Below are 19,833 nucleotides of genomic sequence, written 5' to 3'. Positions count from 1 at the left end.
CAGCCAACATCCCGATCTCCAGGAGACCGACCATGCACACGCTCGTCGTGGTGACCGGCGGCTCGGCGGGTCTCGGCGCCGCCCTGCTCGCGGCCGCTCCGGACGCCGCCTACCGCGTCGATGTCAGCCGTTCGGGGACAGCGCCGGACGGCGGCGAACATCTCGCCCTGGACCTGGCCGAACCGGCCGACTGGGCCCGGTTCGATGCTCAGATCCACCGACTGGTCGCGGACCGGGACTGGGACCGCGTCACGATGGTCCACAACGCCGGCACGCTCGAACCGATCGGCTTCGCCGGCGAGGTCGATCCGGCCGCCTACACCCGCAACGTGCTGCTCAACAGCGCCGCGCCGCAGGTGCTCGGCGACGCGTTCCTCCGCGCTGTCGCCGGCCTGGAAGTGCGCCGGGAGCTCGTGCTGATCTCGTCGGGAGCGGCCACCAACGCGCGCGCGGGCTGGTCGTCCTACGGCGCGGCGAAGGCGGCCGTCGACCACTGGGTTCGCGCCGTCGGCAAGGAACAGGCCCAACGTGGGGGCACCACGGTGGTCGCGGTCGCGCCCGGTGTGGTCGCGACGGCGATGCAGGAACAGATCCGGGCCACCGCGGACCGCGATTTTCCCGGCGTCGAGCGGTTCCGCCGCATGCACGACGAAGGGACGCTGCTCGAGCCCGACGTCGTTGCCGGCCGGTTGTGGCAGCTGCTGGACGAGCCTGACGTCGTGACCGGCACCGTCACCGACCTGCGCGGACGCGCCTGACGCCCACGCAGGTCGGTCCTCTCACGGTTGCTCGTCGCCGTCGCCGTCCCCGGATCCACCGTCGCCCTCGCCACCGCCCTCGGTCTCCTCGGGCTCGGTCGGCCCCGGCACGGGCAGGGTCACGGTGGGCTCCGGCTCGGGCTCGGGCTCGGTGGGCTCGGGCTCGGGTTCCTCGGTCGGTTCCGGCTCGGGTTCGGGCTCGGGGTTCTGCTCGACGCACGGCTGGCCGTCGGCGTTGGTCACGTCGCTGAGCACGTCGGGCATCGGGTCGGCGTCGCCCGCCGGCGGGTCCGCGAACGCGTAGCCCGGTGGGCATTCCGGTTCGGGCTCGGGTTCGGGCTCGGGGTTCTGTTCGACGCAGGGTTGGCCGTCGGCGTTGGTCACGTCGCTGAGCACGTCGGGCATCGGGTCGGCGTCGCCGGCCGGCGGGTCGGCGAAGGCGTAGCCCTCCGGGCACTCCGGCAGTTCCTCGTTCAACAACTCGAGGTCGAGGTCCGGCGCCGTGAAGTCGACGACCTCGAGCCCTTCGATGGCCCGGGACATGTACTCGCCCCACACCGGAGCGGCCAGCCCGCCGCCGGTCGCCTCGCCCTCGATGGGCGTGTTGTCGGCGTTGCCGAGCCACACGGCGGTCGCCAGCTGCGGGATGTAGCCGACGAACCAGGCGTCCTGACTGTTCTGGGTCGTGCCCGTCTTGCCCGCGGTGGGGCGTCCGAGCTGGGCCGCCTGACCCGAGCCCGAGTCGACGACGCCGCGCAGGGCCTGGGTCACAGCCCGCGCGACCTCGATGTCGACGTCGGGCTGGCCGTTGTCGGGTGCCTCGTACACGACCCGGCCGTCCGCGGTCTCGACCCGCGAGACCAGTCGGGGCGCGATGCGGGTGCCCTCGGCGGCATAGGTCGCGAACGCGCCGGCCATCTCCAGCGGCGTGAAGGAGTGGACACCGAGCGTCAGCGAGCGGACCGGCGCCATCGTGTCGCGCCTGACGACCTCGCCGTCCTGCGTGACCTCACGGCTGACGGGCAGTCCGGCCCGTCGGGCCGCGTCGATGGTCCGTTCCCGGCCGGCTTCCTCCTGCATCTGGTAGTAGACGGTGTTGGTCGACGACGCCGTCGCCTGCAGCACCGTCTGCTCGCCCGGATCGCTGCCGCCGAAGTTGCGGATGAAGACCGGTTCGTCGTCGTCCGGCTCGGACACGTCGAGCTCGGCGGGGGCGGGGAAACGCGACTCGGGCGAGAACCCGGCCTCGAGGAACGCCTGCAGGGTGAAGGCCTTGAAGGTGGAGCCGACCTGCCGCGCCGAGCGGTACGCGTCGTTGCGTGGCTGCTGGCCGAAGTCGGGTCCCCCGACGAGGGCCCGGACACCACCGGTGGCCGGGTCGACGGTCACGATCGCGCCGGTGTCCGTCGGCCCGTCGCCGACCGCCTGGGTCAGTGTCGCCTGGGCGAGCCGTTGCATCCGCGGGTCGAGTTCGGTGTGGATGCGGAAGCCGCGGAACAGCTCGCCGGCCGCGAACTCGGGGATGGTCGACAACTCGCGACGCACGCCGTCGAGGAAGTACGCGTTGGGGCCGAGTTCGATGCCGCGACGCTCGATGACCTCGGGCAGGCCCGCCGCGCGCAACTCGTCGTGGGTGGCCTGGTCGATCCACCCCTTCTCGAGCATGCCGGCCAGCGACACCCGGCGACGCGCCTCGGCACGTTCGGGATTCTCGTGCGGGTCGAAGTTCTCCGGCGAAGCGATGATGCCGGCCAGGGTGGCGGACTGGTTGATGGTCAGTTCGCTGGCCGGGACGTCGAAGTAGCTGCGCGCCGCCGCCTGGATGCCGTAGGCCCCACGACCCCAGTAGATCGTGTTGAGGTAGAACTCGAGGATCTCGTCCTTCTCGTACGCCTGCTCCAGCTTCAGCGCGAGCGCGGCCTCCTGGACCTTGCGGGTGTAGGTCTGGTCCGCGCCGACCGCGGCGTTCTTGATGTACTGCTGGGTGATCGTGGAGCCACCCTGCTGGACCGAACCGGCACGCACGTTGGTGAACAGCGCCCGGCCGACGCCCGTCACCGAGACGCCGCGGTGCTCGTAGAAGTCGCGGTCCTCGACTCCGAGCACGGCGTGACCGACGTGGTCGGGGATGGCGGCGAGGTCGATGTCCTCACGCGTGGCCTGGTCGGGGCCGGCGAAGCCGCCGATCTCCGCGCCGTTCTTGTCGTAGACCACCGAGGCGTCCGCGGCGATGTCGCCGGGAAGGGGGACGCTCGAGAAGACGAGGTAGAACACCAGCAGCGCCAGCGCCCCGAGGAAGATGGCGGGCAGCACCAGCAGCCCGATCCACCAGCGTCGGTACCAGGGCTTCTTGGTCGCGGTCTGGCGGCCGCGCGGGGTCGAACGCTTGGCGGCGCCGCCCTGCGTGCCCGTCGGCGTGGTTCGAGAGGCCACGTGTCGTCAGGTCCTTGGGAGTGCAACGCGACGGGAACGCGTCACGATGTCGGCGCAGACGTTACCCAACGTGCTGGTGTCGCCCCGGAACGTGGTTGCGGCCCGTCCCCGGGAGCAGGGGACGGGCCGCAGGTCGTGCCGCTGGAGGCGCATGCTCAGAAGGCCGACTCGGGGACGTCCATGAGCCAGCCGTCCTCGGCCTGGGCCTTCTGCCGGCGCAGCGCGACCTTGGCGGGCACCGTGCGCAGGAACCAGCGCGCCGAGGCGAGCTTGCCGGTGTAGAAGTCGGCATCGCCGTTGACGGCGCCGGCATCGAGGCGGTCCTGGGCGACCTCTGCCTGCCGCAGCAACAGCCAGCCGATGACGACCTCGGCGAGCGAGTACAGGAACTCGGTCGAGTTGAGCCCCGCCTTGTAGATTTCGCTGCGGGTGGAGGCATCCATCGACGCCATCGCGTGCTGGATGAGGACGCCGAGGTGCTGCTGCACGTCGTCGAGCGCCTGCCCGAGCCCTTCGCGCTCGGCGGCGAACGGGTCGTCGTCGCGGCCGGCCTTGACGAGTTCGCGGACCTGGTCGGCGAGCCAGGTCAGCGTGGCGCCCTGGTCACGCACGATCTTGCGGAACAGCAGGTCGAGCGCCTGGATTGCGGTCGTGCCTTCGTAGAGGGTGTCGATCTTGGCGTCGCGGATGTACTGCTCGATCGGATAGTCCTGGGTGAATCCCGACCCACCGAAGGTCTGCAGCGACAGCGCCAGCAGCTCGTAGGCCTTCTCCGAGCAGTAGCCCTTGACCAGCGGGAGCAGCAGGTCCTCGCGCGCGATCCAGCGCGCGTGCTCCTCGTGGTCGACCTCGCCGGTCGCCTCTTCGCGGGTACCGGGTGCGCACAAGGCGGCCTGGTCCTGCACGTAGCCGGCGAACATCACCAGTGCGCGCATGCCCTCGGCGTGGGCCTTCTGCTCCATCAGCATCCGGCGCACGTCCGGGTGCTTGATGATCTCGACCTTCGGCGCCGTCTTGTCGGCCATCTGGGTCATGTCCGCGCCCTGTTGACGGACCTTGGCGTACTCGAGGGCGTTGAGGTAACCCGTCGACAGCGTCGCCATCGCCTTGGTCCCCACCATCATGCGCGCGTATTCGATGACCAGGAACATCTGTCGGATGCCGTCATGGACGTCACCGACGAGGTAGCCGACGCAGGGGGTGCCGTCCTGGCCCAGCGAGAGCTCGCAGGTCGCCGAGCCCTTGATGCCCATCTTCTTCTCGATGTTGGACACCCGCACGCCGTTGCGTGCACCCAGGCCGAGATCGGCGTCGACGTGGAGCTTGGGGACGATGAACAGCGACAGGCCCTTGGTGCCGGGGCCGGCGCCCTCGGGCCGGGCGAGCACGAGGTGGACGGTGTTCTCGTGGGTCTGCGCATCAGCGGACGTGATGAACCGCTTGATCCCCTCGAGGTGGTAGACGGCGCCGAGGTCGTCGTCGCCGCTGTCCTCGACCCGGACGGCACGCGTGGTGCCCGCCCCGACGTCGGAGCCGGCGTCCGGCTCGGTCAGCACCATCGTGCCGCCCCAGCAGCGCTCGATCATCGGGCGTCCGAAGCGGGCCTTCTGCCCCTCGGTGCCGACCTGGTCGATGATGGCGCCCATGAGGGCGCCGATCGGCCACAGCATCGCGGTGGCGTGGCCACCCGAGAGCAACTCGGAGGCCGCCCAGCGGATGCTGGGTGGTGCGCCGAAGCCGCCGAGGTGCTCGGGCAACGGCAGCAGGTGCCAGCCGGCCTCGTAGAACGCGCGCAGCGCCTCGTCGAGCTCCTGCGGGATCGTGATGTCGCCCTCGGGCGAGAGCTCGAGGGGGGTGCGGTCGGCGGGCACGAACGAGTCCGCCCACACCGATTCGCGCGTGAAGCGCTCGAGTTCGCCCAGCAGCATCCGGGCCTGGTCGGCGTCCACGGCCCGGAACGGGCCCGTACCGAAGTAGTCCGCGGCACCGAAGACCTCGTAGAGGTTGAACTCGATGTCGCGCAGGTTGCTCTTGTAGTGGCTCACCGGACGCTTCCCCTCTCGGCATGGACGTCCGCCCCGCCGGCGCACCTGCCCGGCTTTGGAACGTCTGCTACATATTGGAGCGTTCATTCCAGATCTGCAAGTCTGGACGCCGAAGGCAACGAACGAGCGGAGCGGACGTGGCGCGGTACCGGGTGGGCCTCGAGACCCGCGAGCGGATCCTGGCCGCGACGCGCACGCTGGTGTCGGAGTTCGGCGTCGAAGCCGTGACGCTGAAAGCCATCACCGACGAGGCCGGGGTCGGCGCGGGCAGCTTCTACAACCTGTTCGAGTCCAAGGAAGCAGCCATCTTCGAGGTGGTCCGCGAGGCGATCGAGGCCGTCGACCCCGACCCGGCGGGCGCGGGCACCGACTCCCTCGCCGATCTCGTCGACGCCTTCGTCGCCTTCATGACCGCCGCCGGGCCGATCGCCCGCATCTATCTCCAGCTCGCCGTCGGGCGTGGGCTCACCGACCCCGCGATCGGTGCGAGGACGCTGCGCAGTCACCGGCGTCGCGTGGAGCGGTTCGCCGACGCGGCCCGGCGCGCCGACCCCGATCTCGCACCCGGCGACGCCCAGGCGTTGGCCGAGACCCTGCTCGCGGGCCTGACCGGGCTCGGCATCACCTCGCTGCTCGACCCCGGTTTCGACATGCGTGCGCATGCCCGCCGGCTGCTGGCCGGCAGCGATGCCGGCGGCGGGGACCCCGGGCGGCGCTAGGCTTTCGGCTGTGGACGACCCCAGCCATCCCAACCCCCGCCTGCGCCCGGCCCCGGACCCTTCGTGAACGGAGCCGTCGCACTCCTGCTCGTGGTGGCGCTGATCGCCGCCAACGGGTTGTTCGTGGCGATCGAGTTCGCGCTCGTGTCGTTGCGTCGTCCCGCCGTCGAGGAACTCGCCGAGGGCGGCGAACGGCGTGCGCGGGCGGTGGTCAAGGAGCTGTCGCACCTGTCGTTCGCGCTGTCGTCGGCCCAGTTCGGCATCACCGCGACCTCGCTGATCCTGGGCTACGTCGCCGAGCGGGCCATCGGCGAGACCATCCTGCGTCCGGTGCTCGACGCGCTCGGTCTGCCGGCCACGGCGGCGCTGCCCATCTCGGTCGCCGCGGCCTTCCTGCTGTCCACGATGGCGCAGATGGTGCTCGGGGAGCTGTTCCCGAAGAACCTCGCCATTTCGCGTCCGATGGGCGTGGCGCTGACCATCGCCCCGGTGACCAGGGCGTTCGGCATCGTCTTCGGGCCCGTCATCCGCGTCTTCGACCGGTCCGCCGAAGCGGTCGCCCGGGCCGTGTTCCGCATCGACACGCCGTCGGAGCTCGAGGGCGGACACTCGCTGGACGAGTTGGCCCGCATCATCTCGGCGTCGGGTGCCGAGGGATCGCTCAGCGCCGAGCAGACCGAGCTGCTGCGTCGGGCGGTCGGGCTGGGCGACATCCGCGTCGGCGAGGTCATGGTGCCGCGTCCCGACGTGGTGTGGTTGTCCGAGGCCGACACGCTGGCGGACCTGCGCCTGCGGGCCCGCCGGACCGGACACAGCCGCTTCCCGGTGCATGCCGGGAACGAGGACGACGTGCTCGGCACCGTCCACGTCAAGGATCTGCTCGCCGTCCCGCTCGACGACCATGCCTCGACGCCGGTGACCGCGGTGCTCGCGCCAGCCCTCGCGGTTCCCGAGAGCGAGCTCCTGCGGCGCCTGCTGACCGACCTGCGACGTGAGCAGCGGACGTTCGCGCTCGTCATCGACGAGTACGGCGGGACGGCGGGCATCGTCACGGTCGAGGACGTGCTGGAACAGCTCGTCGGCGACATCGAGGACGAGTTCGACCGGGCCGGGCACGACGTGCGCCGCATCGGCGCCGGACGGCACCTCGTCAAGGGATCCCTGCGGATCGAGCGGCTCGGCGAACTGTTCGGTGCCGAGGTGCCGGACGGGGAGTACGAGACGATCGCCGGTTTCGTCCTCGACCGTCTGGGGCACATCCCCGAACCCGGTGAGCGGGCCTCGTTCGATGGCTGGGAGCTGACGGTCACGCGCGTCGAGGGCGTGCGCATCACCGAGCTCGCCCTGCGGCGGCGCGCCGCGGATGCGGAGGTCGGCGCATGAGCCCGATCGCGATGCTGGCCGTCGGACCGTTGGCGGTCGACGTGACCGCCGCCGCCGACGGGCCGGTGAACCTGTTGGCCATCCTGCTCGGCGTGGTGCTGCTGCTGGCCAACGGTGCCTTCGTCGCCGCCGAGATCTCCCTGCTCGCCGCCAGGCGGACCCGTATCGAGGAGGCCGCCGAGGCGGGCGACCCGCGCGCCGAGCGGGCTTTGAAGGCGCTGCGCGAGCTGTCGGTCACCTTCAGTGGGGCCCAGCTGGGCATCACGATGTGTTCGCTGGGGCTGGGCGCGGTGGCCGAACCCGCCGTCGCCGCGCTGCTGGTCCGCTGGCTCGGTGTCACGGCGCTGCCGACCGGCCTGGTCCCGGCGGTGGCGCTGGTCATCACCCTGTCGATCGTGGTGTTCCTGCACATGGTCGTCGGCGAGATGGCCCCGAAGAATCTCGCGCTCGCCCGCGCCGAGGAGGTGGCGCTGCGGCTCGCGCGCCCGTTCGGGTGGTTCGTCGCGGCACTGCGGCCGCTGATCCTGCTCCTCAACGGCATGGCGAACCTGCTGGTGCGGCTGGTGCGGGTCGATCCGGTCGACGAGCACAAGCTCGTGCACACCCCCGACGAGCTGTCCCTGGCACTCGCCGAATCCCGGCAGCTGGGCACCATCAGCCACCAGGACGCCAGCGTGCTCGACGCCGCGCTGGGCCTGGCATCCATCGACGCCGAGGCGGCCATGACGCCGCGGGTCGACCTCGCCGCGCTGCCCGACAGTGCCTCGCTCCACGAGGTCCTGGCGCTCGCGTCGCAGACCGGGCACACCCGCATCCCCGTCTACCACGACGACATCGACCACGTCGTCGGGCTCGTGCACGTCAAGGACGTGCTCATCCGCGAGGACCCCGAACTGGCCGCGTTGACCGTCGCCGATCTGTTGCGCCCCATCCCGGCGGTGCCCGAGTCACGCGATCTCGAGCAGCTGCTGCGTGACATGCTCGACGAACGCAGCCATGCCGTGCTCGTCGTCGACGAGTTCGGCGGCACCGCCGGGATGCTCACGCTCGAGGACGTCATCGAGGAACTGGTGGGCGAGATCGCCGACGAGTTCGACGCCGAGCAGCACGCCCGCGTCGAGGACGAACGCCGTTGGGTGGTACCCGGCACGATGCGGCGTGACGAGCTGGAGCGGCTCACCGGGCTCGACCTCGGCGGCGACGCCGAGACGGTGTCCGGGGCCATCGTCGAACAGCTGGGCCGCCTGCTCGAAGCGGGAGACCGGGTCGTGACCGACGACGGCTGGGAGCTGACCGTGCTCGACCTCGAGGGTCGGCGTGCCGGTGAGGTCGAGGTGCGGGGGCCGGAACTGGCGGTCGGACCCGATCACGGCGACGGCGACGCGGACCACTAACCTCGGCCCGCCCCGTACGAGGAAGCCGAGTGGCCGACACCGAGCTCGACGTCCGCTCCCGTGCTGCGGCGGCGCTGCGCCGGCTCGGGCACGCGCTCATCACGCACGAGGCGGACGAGGAACTGCTCGACCGGGTGGCGGTGACGGCCGACCGTGTGGCGGCCGACCTCGAGGAGCAGCCACCCCGTCGACGTGACCTGCTCGAGCTCAAGCGGCGCATGTTCGACATCGACGTGCCCGAGGGTGCGACGGTCGTGCACTTCGACGAGTGCTTCGTCTCCGGGCCCTGGAACCCGCTCGGCATCGCGATCGAGGTCCACCGCGAGGGCGAGGAAGCCGTGGCCGAGGTCTCGCTCGGCGGCGCCTTCGAGGGGGCGCCGGGCCGCTCCCACGGCGGCATCGTCGCGGCGATCTTCGACGACGTCCTCGGGTACCTGCTGACCCTGCGCCAGCAGCCGGGGTTCACCGGTGAGCTCACGGTGCGCTACCTGGCCGCGACCCCGATCGGTCAGCCGCTGCGTTTCCGCGCCCGCGTCGAGGGGCTCGACGGGCGGAAGCTGTCGACCTCGGCCGAGGCGCGCGTCATCACGCCTGACGGCGAGGGCGAGGTCGTCGCCACCGCACGGGCGACGTTCGTGCTCATCGACACGGCGCGTCTGCGCACCTGACCGTCCGGCTCGCCCGACCCGCCTGCCGCGCAGCCTGTGCGGCGGTCGTGCGGATCGAGATTCGCCGCGCAAACGGCGCATTCCAGGCGCGCTTCAGGTCTAGCGTCAGCCGGTCGCTCCGCTCCGAGGAGCGCTGGTGGCGCCGGGGGCGCCGGGGAGGACGGGGAGCATGAAACGCAGACTGCAAGCGGGGCTGGTGGCCGTGTCCATGGTGCTGCCGGCACTGGCCGCGGCGCCGGCGATGGCCCAGACCGGCGGCCGGGTCACCGTGCTCGTCGACGGGCTGCAGCAGCCGCGTGGGGTGGCCGCCGATGCCGACGGCAACGTCTACGTCACCGAGTCGGGGACGGGCGGCGACGAGTTGTGCATGGACGTCGACTTCGACGGGGAGCCGACCGAGATCTGCATGGGCACCACCTCGATGGTGACGCGCGTGCGGGCCGACGGGACCGTGCAACGGGGTCACGTGGGCGGGCTGCCATCACTCGCCCTCGGCGAGGACGACGTCATCGGTGCGTCGGACGTCGCCATCGCGGCCGACGGCACCATCTACCTCACCTTCGGCTGGGGACAGTCCGCGGACCTGCGCGACGAACTGGTCGAGGACTTCCCGCCGGCGGCCCATTTCGGCACCCTGTCGCGGGTCGCACCGGACGGCTCGCTGGTCGTGGTCGCCGACCTCGCCCGGTGGGAGCAGGACAACAACCCCGACGACATGCCGCCGGAGGAGCCCGACAGCAATCCCAACGGTGTGCACGTCGACGGCGACGCCATCTACGTCGTCGACGCCGGCGGCAACACGCTGCTGGAGGTGGATGCGGCCACCGGCGAGGTGGACCTGCTCACGCTGTTCCCCGAGCGGCCGGCCATCGTGCCGCCGTTCATCGGCGGCGACGGGACCGCGACCATGCCGATGCAGGCGGTGCCGACCTCGGTGACCACCGATGCCGACGGCAACGTGCTCGTCGGGCAGCTCACCGGGTTCCCCTTTCCCGCTGGCGATGCCAACGTGTTCGAGATCGACAGCGACGGCACTCCGGTCGTCCGGGCCGCCGGGCTCACCGCGGTGACGGGAGTGGCGACGCGCGGGGACGATCTGTTCGCCGTCCAACTCGCGCGCGGGGGTCTGCTCGGTGCGCAGGACGATCCACGTGGATCGATTGCTCGAATTCGGCCGAACGGAGCCCGCACGGACCTGTTCGCCCCCGAGCTCATCCTGCCGTACGGCATCGCGGCCGGCCCCGACGGCATGCTCTACGTCAGCACGGGGGCCGTGACGCCGGTGGGAACGTTGCTGCGCATCGATCCCTCGCTCGCGGGCGACCCGGCGCTGCAGGAGGCCTGTCCGCCCGATGCGGTGCGCGCGGCCGGCTTCACCGACATCGGTGACAACGTCCACGGCGAGGCGATCCTGTGCCTGGCCTGGCACGAGTTGTTCCGCGGATTCGACGACGGACGATTCGGGCCGCAGGGCAACATCACCCGCGGCCAATTCGCCAGCGCCGTCGTGCGTCTGCTCGACGCCACGGGAACCGGGCTGCCAGCGGGGAGCCGGACCTTCCCCGACGTCGGTCCGAGCGTGCACCGCGACGCCATCCACCGCCTCGCCAACGCCGGGGTCGTCAGCGGCTTCCCCGACGGCACGTTCCGGGCGGGTGCACCGATCACCCGCGCGCAGGCCGTCACGATGATGGTCGGTGCCTACGCGCTCACCGGCGCGTCCCTCCCGCCCGCGACCGGCGGACGCTTCAGCGACACGGCCGGCAGCGTCCACGCGGGCAACATCGACCGCGCGGCGGCCGCAGGCTGGATCGCCGGGACGGGTGATGGCCGGTTCGCCCCCGGACGCTCGATCACGCGCGGCCAGACCGCCTCGGTGCTCGCACGGGTGGCCAGCACGCTCGTCGCGGAAGGCGAGTTGAACCTGCCGAACGGGTAGCGACGGGAGGAGCACGCCGGCGGTGGGCATCTCGGCCACCGCCGGCGTGACTTCCGGCCCTGCCCGCAGGAGGGGGCGGCGGGTGACGCTGCTACCGGTCGCCGCACGAGAGGAACGCGACATGAGGCGCCTCCGCCCCCGCTCCGACGCCGGGCTCCACCTCGTCGACGGCGGCCGCGTCGGCTGCACGCGGGTCGGCCAGGACGTCAACGTGGCGCTGTGCATGGCCTGCCCCGCGCTGCAGCACGTCGAGCACCGCGACGGCGAGGTGGCCGCCATCCGGTGCCGGCCCCCGGCGACCCCGATGGGCCCCGACGCGTGGTCCGGCCTGGTGCCGCGCTTCTGAAGCACGTCGGTTCGCGATCTCTCGGGCGCCCTGACAGGCTGCGCGCCGGCCGGGACGAAGGCGCGACGTGGGCTTCACACGCGAGCAGTTGTTGGCACACCGCGACGCCGTGGTGCCCGACCTGGTCGGTGACCTGCCGCCTCGACTCGTGTTCGTCGGCATCAATCCGGGACTGTGGACCGCCGCGACGCAGACCCACTTCGCGCACCCCGGCAACCGCTTCTATCCGGCGCTGCACCGGGCGGGTATCACCGACCGGGTGCTGGACCGGGTCGCGGGTCTGACCGACGCCGACCGGCGCCAGCTGACCGACCGTGGGATCGCCATCACCAACGTCGTGCCGCGGGCCACGGCAGCCGCTTCGGAGCTGACGCGGAAGGAACTGCGGACCGGCGGCGAGGCACTGGTCACCCGCCTCGCGGAATGGCGCCCCCGCGTCGTCGCCATCGCCGGCGTGACGGCCTACCGGACCGCCTTCGCGGTACCGAAGGCGCGCATGGGACGCCAGCCGGAGCCGCTGGCGGGCGCCGAGCTCTGGGTCGTGCCCAACCCGAGCGGCCTCAACGCCCACGAGACCGTCGACAGCCTCGCCGACTGGTACCGCCAGGTCGCCGAGGCCGCCGGGATCCTGTAGCCCGGGGCGCCGGGGCAGCCGGGACGATGCGGCGTCACTCGGGGTGGATCGGGAGTGTGCCGCCGAAGACGTCACCGGGCGGGCTGCCTTCGGGTGCCTGCGCCGGCAACGCATCCACGGCGTGCTGGAGCGGATGCAGGAACGGCAGGGCGGTCGGGTCGAGCTCCTCGGAGGGCGCGAACTCCTCGAGCCCTCCCTCCACGCCGAACCGCGATGCGGTGATGTGTGGCGCGTGGCGGCGTGCGCCGAAGGCGACCACCAGGGCGTCGAGGCCACCGACCTCGGCTTCGGCGAGGAACCCCCATGCGGGAATCGCCTCGGGGGTGACCCGGTCGGCGGCGAACTGGGCGATGAGCGCGTGGCGCGTCTCGTCGTCGTCGGGGAAGTCGGTCAGGGCGACCAACTGCGTCCGTTCGGGGCCGGGCAGCACGATGGTCGGCGGCACCGGCCGGCCCCGTGCGACGACATCGATCGCCGCCTCCTGGCAGACGTAGCGGAGCTCCTCGAACTGCATGCCGCCCTCTCAGACCGACGTGGTGGCGCCCTCGGCCGCGGAGCGGACGGTGCGCGCGTACTTGGCGAGGACCCCACGGGTGTAGCGCGGCGGCAACGGCTGCCAGCCGACGCGGCGGCGTGCGAGCTCGTCCTCGTCGACCAGCAGGTCGATGGCGTGCGCGCCGAGGTCGATCCGGATGCGGTCGCCCTCGCGGACGAAGGCGATCGGGCCACCGTCGGTCGCCTCCGGGGCCACGTGTCCGATGGAGAAGCCGTGCGTCGCCCCGCTGAACCGGCCGTCCGTGAGCAGCGCCACGGTGCTGCCGAGACCGGCGCCCTTGACCGCCGAGGTCACCGCCAGCATCTCGCGCATGCCGGGTCCGCCCTTGGGCCCCTCGTAGCGGATCACGATCACGTCGCCGTCGTCGATCTGCCCGGTGAGCACCGCTTCCATCGCGCCCTGCTCGCCGTCGAAGACGCGTGCCGGCCCCTCGAAGAAGTGCTGGTCGGGGTGGATGCCGGCGATCTTGACCACGGCGCCGTCGGGTGCCAGCGAGCCGCGCAGGATCACCAGTCCGCCCTCACCGTGGATCGGCTTGTCGAGAGGGTGGACGACCTCGCCGTCGGGCGCAGGGATGTCCATCGCCTCGAGTTCCTCGCCGATCGAGCGGCCGGTCACCGTCAGCGCGTCCCCGTGCAGCAGACCGGCGTCGAGCAGTTCCTTGAGCACCACCGGGATGCCGCCGATGCGGTCGACGTCGTTCATCACGTAGCGGCCGCCGGGCGTGAGATCGGCGATGTGCGGCACCCGCTTGGCGATCCGGTTGAAGTCGTCGAGCGCGAGGTCGACCTCGGCTTCCCGGGCGATCGCCATCAGGTGCAGCACGGCGTTGGTCGAACCGCCGACCGCCATCACGACGGCGATCGCGTTCTCGAGCGCCTCGCGAGTGATGATCCGCCGTGCGGTGATGCCCTGCTCGAGCAGGCGGACCACCGCTTCTCCCGACCGGCGCGCGAATTCGTCGCGGCGGGGGTCGGTGGCATCGGCGGAGGAGCTGCCGGGCAGTGCCAGGCCCATGGCCTCGATCGCGCTGGCCATCGTGTTGGCGGTGAACATGCCGCCGCACGAACCCTCCGACGGGCATGCCGCGCGTTCGATGGCGTCCAGTTCGCGGTCGTCGATCTGGCCGCGGCCGCGGGCACCCACGGCCTCGAAGACGTTCTGGATCGTGATGTCGCGCCCGTCGTGGTGACCCGGCAGGATCGAGCCGCCGTAGACAAAGACGCTGGCGACGTCCAGGCGTGCCGCCGCCATGACCATGCCTGGCAGCGACTTGTCGCAGCCGGCGAAGGTGACCATGCCGTCGAGGCGTTCGGCGTGCATCACGGTCTCGACCGAGTCGGCAATGACCTCGCGCGACACCAGCGACGCACGCATGCCCTCGTGCCCCATCGAGATCCCGTCGGAGACCGCGATCGTCACGAACTCGATCGGGAACCCGCCGGCGTCACGGACCCCCAGCTTCGCCTGCTTGGCCAGGCGGTCCAGCGGCAGGTTGCAGGGCGTGACCTCGTTCCACGACGAGACGACCCCGACCTGGGACTTGCCCCAGTCCTCGTCGGTCATCCCGACGGCCCGCAGCATCGCCCGGGCGGGGGCGCGTTCGTAGCCGTCGGTGACGTCGCGGCTGTGCGGCTTGTGGTCGGCCATCGTGCAACTCCTGGCGGGGGCTCGGCGGCCGAGGGGACGGCGGCCACCGTCGCGCCCATCTGACCACACCGACGGATGGACGTCGAAACCCGCCGCTAGCGTGCCCGCTCCCGCCGAACCGCCACCTCGGAGCCGTTCCATGTCCCACGCGGCGCTCACGTCCCTCGTCCCACGCCTCCAGGCCGGCGAGACCATCCCGGCCTCCGAACTCGAGTTGCTCGGCGAGGACCAGTTCGCCAGCCGGGTGGTCGGCCTGCGCTGGGACACCCTCGCGCTGGATCGCGTCACCGCCCACCTCGACGTCGACGAGCGGCACCACCAGCCCTACGGGATCGTCCACGGCGGCGTCTGGTGCACGCTGGTGGAGACGATCGGGTCGATCGGTGCGGCGTTGCACGCGGCCGGTCGCGGCGAGGTCGCGGTCGGGGTCACCAACAGTACCGACTTCCTTCGACCCCACCGCTCCGGTCGGGTCGAGATCGAGGGGGTGCCGATCCACGTCGGACGCAGCCAGCAGTTGTGGCAGGTGGTCGTCACCCGCGAGGACGGCAAGCCGGTGGCGCGGGGCCAGCTGCGCGTGCAGTCGTTGCCGGCCGACCGGATGGGCGGCGCGTGAAGTTCGACGCGATGGTGCTCGGTACGCCGCTCGTCGACGCGGGCGCCGCCGCCACCGCGGCGGAGACCGCAGGCTACGACGGCTGGTTCACCGGCGAGACCGCGCACGAGCCGCTGCTCGCCTGCGGGGCGGCCGGCGCCGCGACGCAGCGGATCCAGGTCGGCACGGCGATCGCCGTCGCCTTTCCGCGCTCGCCCATGCACGTGGCCCAGGCGGCGCACGACCTGCAGGCGCTGACCGGCGGACGGTTCGTGCTCGGGCTGGGCTCGCAGGTGAAGGCACACGTCGAGAAGCGGTTCAGTGCCACCTGGTCGGCACCGGCAGCGCGGATGCGCGACTACGTCCTCGCGCTCCGGGCCATCTGGGACGCCTGGGAGACCGGGGAGCGGCTGGCCCACCGCGGCGAGTTCTACCGCCACACGTTGATGACCCCGTTCTTCACCCCGCCGCCGCACGGCCACGGTGCACCGCCCGTGTGGTTGGCGGCGGTGGGGCAGAAGATGACCACGGTTGCCGGGGAGGTCGCCGACGGGCTGTTGTGCCACGGCTTCACGACGGACCGCTACCTGCGTGAGGTGACGCTGCCCGCGCTCGAGGAGGGGGCGATCGGAGCCGGTCGGACCCGCAGCGACCTCGAGGTGTGTCTGCCGGTCTTCGCCGTCACCGGCCACGACGCCCACCAGGCCCGCCGCGCGGAGGCGTTCGTCCGACAGCAGATCGCCTTCTACGGCTCGACGCCGGCCTACCGCCCCGTGCTCGACCTCCACGGCTGGGCCGGCCTCCACGAACGGTTGCACGCCCGCTCGATCCGGGGCGAGTGGGAGGCGATGCCGGCGCTGATCGACGACGACGTGCTCGACACCTTCGCGGTGGCGGCGCCGCCCGGGCAGCTCGGGACGGTGATCCGCGCGCGCTACGGCACGCTCGTGGACCGCATCAGCCTCTACACGCCATTCGTGCCGTCCGCGGACGACGTCCGCCGGCTGGCGCAGGACCTGGCCGGGTGACCCGGTCCGCGGCGCCGGGCCGGCTGCTGGTACTCGCCGCCGCCACCCTGTGGGGCACGGCGGGAACAGCGCAGGAACTGGGCCCGGCCGATGCCTGGCCGCCCGCCGTCGCGGGACTCCGCAGCCTGGCCGGGGGCGCCGTCCTGGTCGTGGTCGTGCTGGCCTGGCGCGGTCGTGGTGCCCTCGCGCAGGTCGTCCGGGTCGCCCCGGGGCTGCTGCTCGCGGCCGCAGCCGCGATCTCCGGCTTCCAATGGGCCTACTTCACCGGCATCCGGCTCACCGGTGTCGCCGTCGGCACGCTGCTGGCGATCGGCAGCGCGCCGATCTGGGCCGGGGTGCTCGAGGCGGTCGCCGGTCGCGGGCCAGGGCGTCGCTGGGTGGCCGCCACGGCGATCACGGTGACCGGTACGGCGCTGCTGGTCCTCGGTGGCGTCGACGGCGGCCGCGCGGAGGTGGACGTCGACGGCGTCGGAATCGCCGCCGCCCTGGCCGCGGGCGCGGCGTACGCGCTGTACACGGTGGTGTCGAAGCGCCTGATCGACCGCGGGGCCGACGGCACGTGTGCCATGGCCATGACCTTCGCCATCAGCGGCATCCTGTTGGCTCCGGCGTTGCTGGCCCGCGACCTCGGTTGGGCCTGGTCGGGTCCGGGAATGCTCATGCTGACCTGGCTGGCCCTCGCCACGATCGCCGCGGCCTACACCTTGTTCGCCGCCGGTCTGCGCACCGTCGACGCACCGACGGCGACGACGCTGACCCTCGCCGAACCCCTGACCGCGACGGTGCTGGCCGTGGTCGCGGTGGGGGAGCGGCTGACCCCGGCCGCGGTCGCCGGCGCAGCCCTCGTGACCGCCGGCCTGGGACTCGCCGGACGCCGCCGCCAGGGCCCCGCCGAGCCCGCCGGGGCCCGTGGGCGCATCGCGGGCGAACGCTAGGCTGGCCCGCCCCTGGTGCAATGGAGGACGAGTGGTCACGATCGGGATCGATCTCGGTGGCGCGAACATCTATGCGGTCGTGCTCGAGGGCGATGCGGCGGTCGGACGTGCCAAGTTGCGGACGCCGCCGTCCGGAGAACGCTCCGAGGTCATCGACGTCATCGACGCCGCGGTCCGCGACGCGCTCGACGACGCCGGGCGTCGGATGGACGACGTGACCGGGGTGGGCGTCGGCTCGCCCGGCATCGTCATGGCCGGCACCGTCGGTGGTGCCTCGAACGTGCCCGGGTTCCTCGAACGGTTCTCGTTGGCCGACCTGCTCAAGCAGAAGGTCGGCCGCGACGTCCGGGTCGCCAACGACGTCACCGCCGCCGCCGTCGCCGAGCACCGGCTCGGAGCCGGACGCGGCACCGACGATCTGCTCGGCGTGCACGTGGGGACCGGTGTCGGTGGCGGGATCATCCTGGGCGGCAAGCCGTTCGAGGGTGGCGCCGGCGGTGCCGGCGAGTTCGGCCACATCGTCGTCCGCCAGGGTGGTGCGGTCTGTCCGTGCGGGCGTCGCGGCTGCGTCGAGGCCTACGCCGGGCGCCGCGCGATGGAGTTGGCCGCCGAGCGGACACTGGCGAGCGGCGGCCAGACGATCCTGTTCGACGTGATGCGCGAGAAGGGCAAGCCCCGGGCGACGTCGGGCATCTTCCAGGAGGCGTACGACCGCGGGGATCCGCTCGTCGCCGACCTCCTCGACGAGGCCATCGACGCGCTGGGAGCCGGGATCGCCAGCGCCGTCAACCTGCTCGACGTGGACGTCGTGGTACTCGGCGGTGGCCTGGCGGACCGCTTCGGGGAATGGTTCCGCATGCGGGTCGACGCCGCGATGCGGCCGCACCTGTTCCTGCAGCCGCCGCGGGTACGGGTCGTTTCCGCCGAGCTCGGTGACGAGGGCGGCGCCATCGGGGCCGCTCTGCTGGCCACCGAGGGCTGATCCGGGGCGCGCGACCGTTCGGCACCTCGCCGGGGTTGGAGTGGAGGTCGCCGCGGTGGCAGGCTCCGCTCGTCGTGGCCGTCATCCCCGAGGAGCCGTCCGTGTCCGATCTGCAGCACGCCCGTTCACTCGTGGAGGCCATGCAGGCGGCCATCGACGCCGCCGTTGGTGCGCTCGCCCGAACGACGGCGGAGGACGGCCGCATCAGCACCACCCGTCTCGACGAGCACCAGACGGTCGCCTATGACCTGGCCTCGCTGGCGTCCGCCGTTGCCGCGGCACGGCATCTGCTCGGTTACGGCGAGCGCGGTGACCACGAGGCGGCGCTGGCGCTGGCCTATGCCGCAGACGTTGCGGTGGACCTGCAGTCGCGCGTCGCCGGACGCACTGCCCTGTGGGGACTCGACGCCGACCCGTTGACCGGGGTGGCGGATGCCCTTGCCGCCGGCCGCGACCCGCAGTTGGCGTCGAGCATCGCCGAGACGGTCCTGGTCAACGGCGAGGCCGGCCCGCGCCACCTCGGCGAGGAACTGGAGATGGTGCGCCAGACCTTCCGGCGCTTCGCCGAGGACAAGGTCGTTCCTGTCGCGGAGGAGGTGCACCGCCACGATCGGGACATCCCCGAATCCGTCATCGCGGGCCTGGCGGAACTCGGCTGCTTCGCCCTGTCGATCCCCGAGGAGTACGGCGGGTTCTCCGCGGGCGGCGAGGACGAGTTGCTCAACATGGTGCTGGTCACCGAGGAGCTCTCACGGGGTTCGTTGGGGGTCGCGGGGTCGCTGATCACCCGGCCCGAGATCATCGGCACCGCCATCCTCAAGGGCGGCACCGATCAGCAGAAGCAGACGTGGCTGCCGGCCATCGCCTCGGGCGAGAAGATGTGCGGGGTCGCCGTGACCGAGCCGGACCACGGCTCCGACGTCGCCGGTGTCAAGGTCACCGCCACGCGCGACGGCGACGACTGGATCATCAGCGGCGTCAAGACCTGGTGCACCTTCGGAGGACGGGCCGAGTACCTGCTGGTGCTGGCGCGGACCGATCCGGACCGTTCGCTCGGGCACCGGGGCCTGAGCCTGTTCGTGGTGGAGAAGCCCTCGTTCGAGGGACACGAGTGGCGGGCCGAGCAGGAAGACGGCGGCTCCATGGACGCGCGCGCGATCCCCACGATCGGGTACCGCGGGATGCACTCGTTCGAGATCAGCTTCGACCGCTGGCGGGTCCCGCACCGCAACCTGATCGGCGAGGACGACGGTCTGGGGCGCGGCTTCTACCTGCAGATGCAGGCGTTCGCCAATGCCCGGCTGCAGACCGCGGCCCGGGCACTCGGGGTGATGCAGTCGGCGCTCGAATTCGCCACCGGGTACGCGAAGGAGCGCCACGTCTTCGACACGCCGCTGGCGGACTACGGCCTCAACCGCACGAAGATCGCGCGCATGGCCGCGGTCATCGCCGCGTGCCGGGTGTTCGCGACCGACGTGGCCCGGCGACTCGCCCGCGGTGACGCCGACGCCGCGCTGGGCGCGAGCCAGCTCAAGCAGCTGTCGTGCCGGATGGCAGAATGGGTCACGCGCGAGGCACAACAGATCCACGGCGGCTACGGCTATGCCGAGGAGTACACCGTCTCGCGGCTGTTCGTCGACGCACGCGTCCTGTCGATCTTCGAGGGCGCCGACGAGGTGCTGGCACTCCGGGTGATCGCCAGGACGCTGCTCACCGACGCCTTGCGTGCCTGAGGCGCGGCAGCCGCGGACACCGGTGTAGGGTCCGG

General features: G+C 72.0%; 17 protein-coding genes. 13 read left to right on the top strand and 4 right to left on the bottom strand.

Annotated features, from left to right (window positions below; all coding sequences use genetic code 11):
• Positions 1–32 precede the first annotated feature (32 nt).
• Positions 33–758: an SDR family NAD(P)-dependent oxidoreductase gene (locus ACERMF_RS10975; RefSeq protein ID WP_373669123.1), complete on the top strand. Its 726-nt coding sequence runs from the start codon at positions 33–35 to the stop codon at positions 756–758.
• A 21-nt stretch (positions 759–779) separates the two neighbouring features.
• Here ACERMF_RS10975 and ACERMF_RS10970 read toward each other — a convergent pair whose 3' ends face one another.
• Both ACERMF_RS10970 and ACERMF_RS10965 read right to left on the bottom strand, forming a co-directional pair.
• Complete coding sequence (locus ACERMF_RS10970; RefSeq protein WP_373669122.1) at positions 780–3,191, bottom strand: transglycosylase domain-containing protein; 2,412 nt, start codon at positions 3,189–3,191, stop codon at positions 780–782.
• 155 nt (positions 3,192–3,346) lie between these two features.
• On the bottom strand, positions 3,347–5,236 hold the full coding sequence (locus tag ACERMF_RS10965; RefSeq protein ID WP_373669121.1) for an acyl-CoA dehydrogenase: 1,890 nt from the start codon (positions 5,234–5,236) through the stop codon (positions 3,347–3,349).
• A gap of 137 nt (positions 5,237–5,373) precedes the next feature.
• Between ACERMF_RS10965 and ACERMF_RS10960 the strand changes: the two genes are divergently transcribed.
• From ACERMF_RS10960 to ACERMF_RS10930, 7 genes are all read left to right on the top strand, one after another.
• Positions 5,374–5,955, top strand: coding sequence for a TetR/AcrR family transcriptional regulator (locus tag ACERMF_RS10960; protein WP_373669120.1), 582 nt, complete (start codon positions 5,374–5,376; stop codon positions 5,953–5,955).
• Positions 5,956–6,018: 63 nt separating this feature from the next.
• Positions 6,019–7,338 carry a hemolysin family protein gene (locus ACERMF_RS10955; RefSeq protein WP_373669119.1) on the top strand — a complete coding sequence of 440 codons (1,320 nt, stop codon included), beginning with the start codon at positions 6,019–6,021 and terminating at the stop codon, positions 7,336–7,338.
• Complete coding sequence (locus ACERMF_RS10950) at positions 7,335–8,732, top strand: hemolysin family protein (protein WP_373669118.1); 1,398 nt, start codon at positions 7,335–7,337, stop codon at positions 8,730–8,732. Before ACERMF_RS10955 ends, ACERMF_RS10950 begins: the two co-directional genes overlap by 4 nt.
• A gap of 29 nt (positions 8,733–8,761) precedes the next feature.
• Positions 8,762–9,400: a PaaI family thioesterase gene (locus ACERMF_RS10945; protein WP_373669117.1), complete on the top strand. Its 639-nt coding sequence runs from the start codon at positions 8,762–8,764 to the stop codon at positions 9,398–9,400.
• 169 nt (positions 9,401–9,569) lie between these two features.
• Complete coding sequence (locus tag ACERMF_RS10940) at positions 9,570–11,339, top strand: ScyD/ScyE family protein (RefSeq protein ID WP_373669116.1); 1,770 nt, start codon at positions 9,570–9,572, stop codon at positions 11,337–11,339.
• Between the two features lie 121 nt (positions 11,340–11,460).
• Entirely contained in the window at positions 11,461–11,685 is a 225-nt protein-coding gene (locus tag ACERMF_RS10935; protein ID WP_373669115.1) for a hypothetical protein, read from the top strand.
• Between the two features lie 67 nt (positions 11,686–11,752).
• Complete coding sequence (locus tag ACERMF_RS10930; RefSeq protein WP_373669114.1) at positions 11,753–12,319, top strand: mismatch-specific DNA-glycosylase; 567 nt, start codon at positions 11,753–11,755, stop codon at positions 12,317–12,319.
• A 34-nt stretch (positions 12,320–12,353) separates the two neighbouring features.
• Here ACERMF_RS10930 and ACERMF_RS10925 read toward each other — a convergent pair whose 3' ends face one another.
• Both ACERMF_RS10925 and ilvD read right to left on the bottom strand, forming a co-directional pair.
• Entirely contained in the window at positions 12,354–12,833 is a 480-nt protein-coding gene (locus ACERMF_RS10925; protein ID WP_373669113.1) for a hypothetical protein, read from the bottom strand.
• A 9-nt stretch (positions 12,834–12,842) separates the two neighbouring features.
• On the bottom strand, positions 12,843–14,525 hold the full coding sequence (gene ilvD, locus ACERMF_RS10920) for a dihydroxy-acid dehydratase (RefSeq protein ID WP_373669112.1): 1,683 nt from the start codon (positions 14,523–14,525) through the stop codon (positions 12,843–12,845).
• A gap of 139 nt (positions 14,526–14,664) precedes the next feature.
• Here ilvD and ACERMF_RS10915 point away from each other — a divergent pair, with 139 nt between their 5' ends.
• The 5 genes from ACERMF_RS10915 to ACERMF_RS10895 all read left to right on the top strand — a co-directional run bounded on the left by ACERMF_RS10915 (position 14,665) and on the right by ACERMF_RS10895 (position 19,798).
• Positions 14,665–15,141, top strand: coding sequence for a PaaI family thioesterase (locus ACERMF_RS10915; RefSeq protein ID WP_373669111.1), 477 nt, complete (start codon positions 14,665–14,667; stop codon positions 15,139–15,141).
• Positions 15,138–16,148, top strand: coding sequence for a TIGR03617 family F420-dependent LLM class oxidoreductase (locus ACERMF_RS10910; RefSeq protein ID WP_373669110.1), 1,011 nt, complete (start codon positions 15,138–15,140; stop codon positions 16,146–16,148). Before ACERMF_RS10915 ends, ACERMF_RS10910 begins: the two co-directional genes overlap by 4 nt.
• A complete protein-coding gene (locus ACERMF_RS10905; RefSeq protein ID WP_373669109.1) occupies positions 16,145–17,083 on the top strand; it encodes a DMT family transporter in 939 nt (312 codons plus the stop codon). The genes ACERMF_RS10910 and ACERMF_RS10905 overlap by 4 nt, the downstream gene beginning before the upstream one ends.
• Before the next feature lie 31 nt (positions 17,084–17,114).
• A complete protein-coding gene (locus tag ACERMF_RS10900; protein ID WP_373669108.1) occupies positions 17,115–18,065 on the top strand; it encodes an ROK family protein in 951 nt (316 codons plus the stop codon).
• A 140-nt stretch (positions 18,066–18,205) separates the two neighbouring features.
• On the top strand, positions 18,206–19,798 hold the full coding sequence (locus ACERMF_RS10895; RefSeq protein WP_373669258.1) for an acyl-CoA dehydrogenase family protein: 1,593 nt from the start codon (positions 18,206–18,208) through the stop codon (positions 19,796–19,798).
• Positions 19,799–19,833 lie beyond the last annotated feature (35 nt).

Source organism: Egicoccus sp. AB-alg6-2 (assembly GCF_041821025.1).
In the GTDB taxonomy this organism is placed as follows: domain Bacteria; phylum Actinomycetota; class Nitriliruptoria; order Nitriliruptorales; family Nitriliruptoraceae; genus Egicoccus.
The sequence above is the reverse complement of the archived record's forward strand: the minus strand, read 5'-3'. Positions and strand labels throughout refer to the sequence as shown.

Excerpts from the sequence above, each read along its gene's own strand:
- ACERMF_RS10975 (WP_373669123.1), top strand. The coding sequence starts at position 33 with ATGCACACGCTCGTCGTGGTGACCGGCGGCTCGGCGGGTCTCGGCGCC.
- ACERMF_RS10950 (WP_373669118.1), top strand. The coding sequence starts at position 7,335 with ATGAGCCCGATCGCGATGCTGGCCGTCGGACCGTTGGCGGTCGACGTG.
- ACERMF_RS10940 (WP_373669116.1), top strand. The coding sequence starts at position 9,570 with ATGAAACGCAGACTGCAAGCGGGGCTGGTGGCCGTGTCCATGGTGCTG.
- ACERMF_RS10935 (WP_373669115.1), top strand. The coding sequence starts at position 11,461 with ATGAGGCGCCTCCGCCCCCGCTCCGACGCCGGGCTCCACCTCGTCGAC.
- ACERMF_RS10925 (WP_373669113.1), bottom strand. The coding sequence starts at position 12,833 with ATGCAGTTCGAGGAGCTCCGCTACGTCTGCCAGGAGGCGGCGATCGAT.
- ilvD (WP_373669112.1), bottom strand. The coding sequence starts at position 14,525 with ATGGCCGACCACAAGCCGCACAGCCGCGACGTCACCGACGGCTACGAA.
- ACERMF_RS10915 (WP_373669111.1), top strand. The coding sequence starts at position 14,665 with ATGTCCCACGCGGCGCTCACGTCCCTCGTCCCACGCCTCCAGGCCGGC.
- ACERMF_RS10895 (WP_373669258.1), top strand. The coding sequence starts at position 18,206 with ATGCAGGCGGCCATCGACGCCGCCGTTGGTGCGCTCGCCCGAACGACG.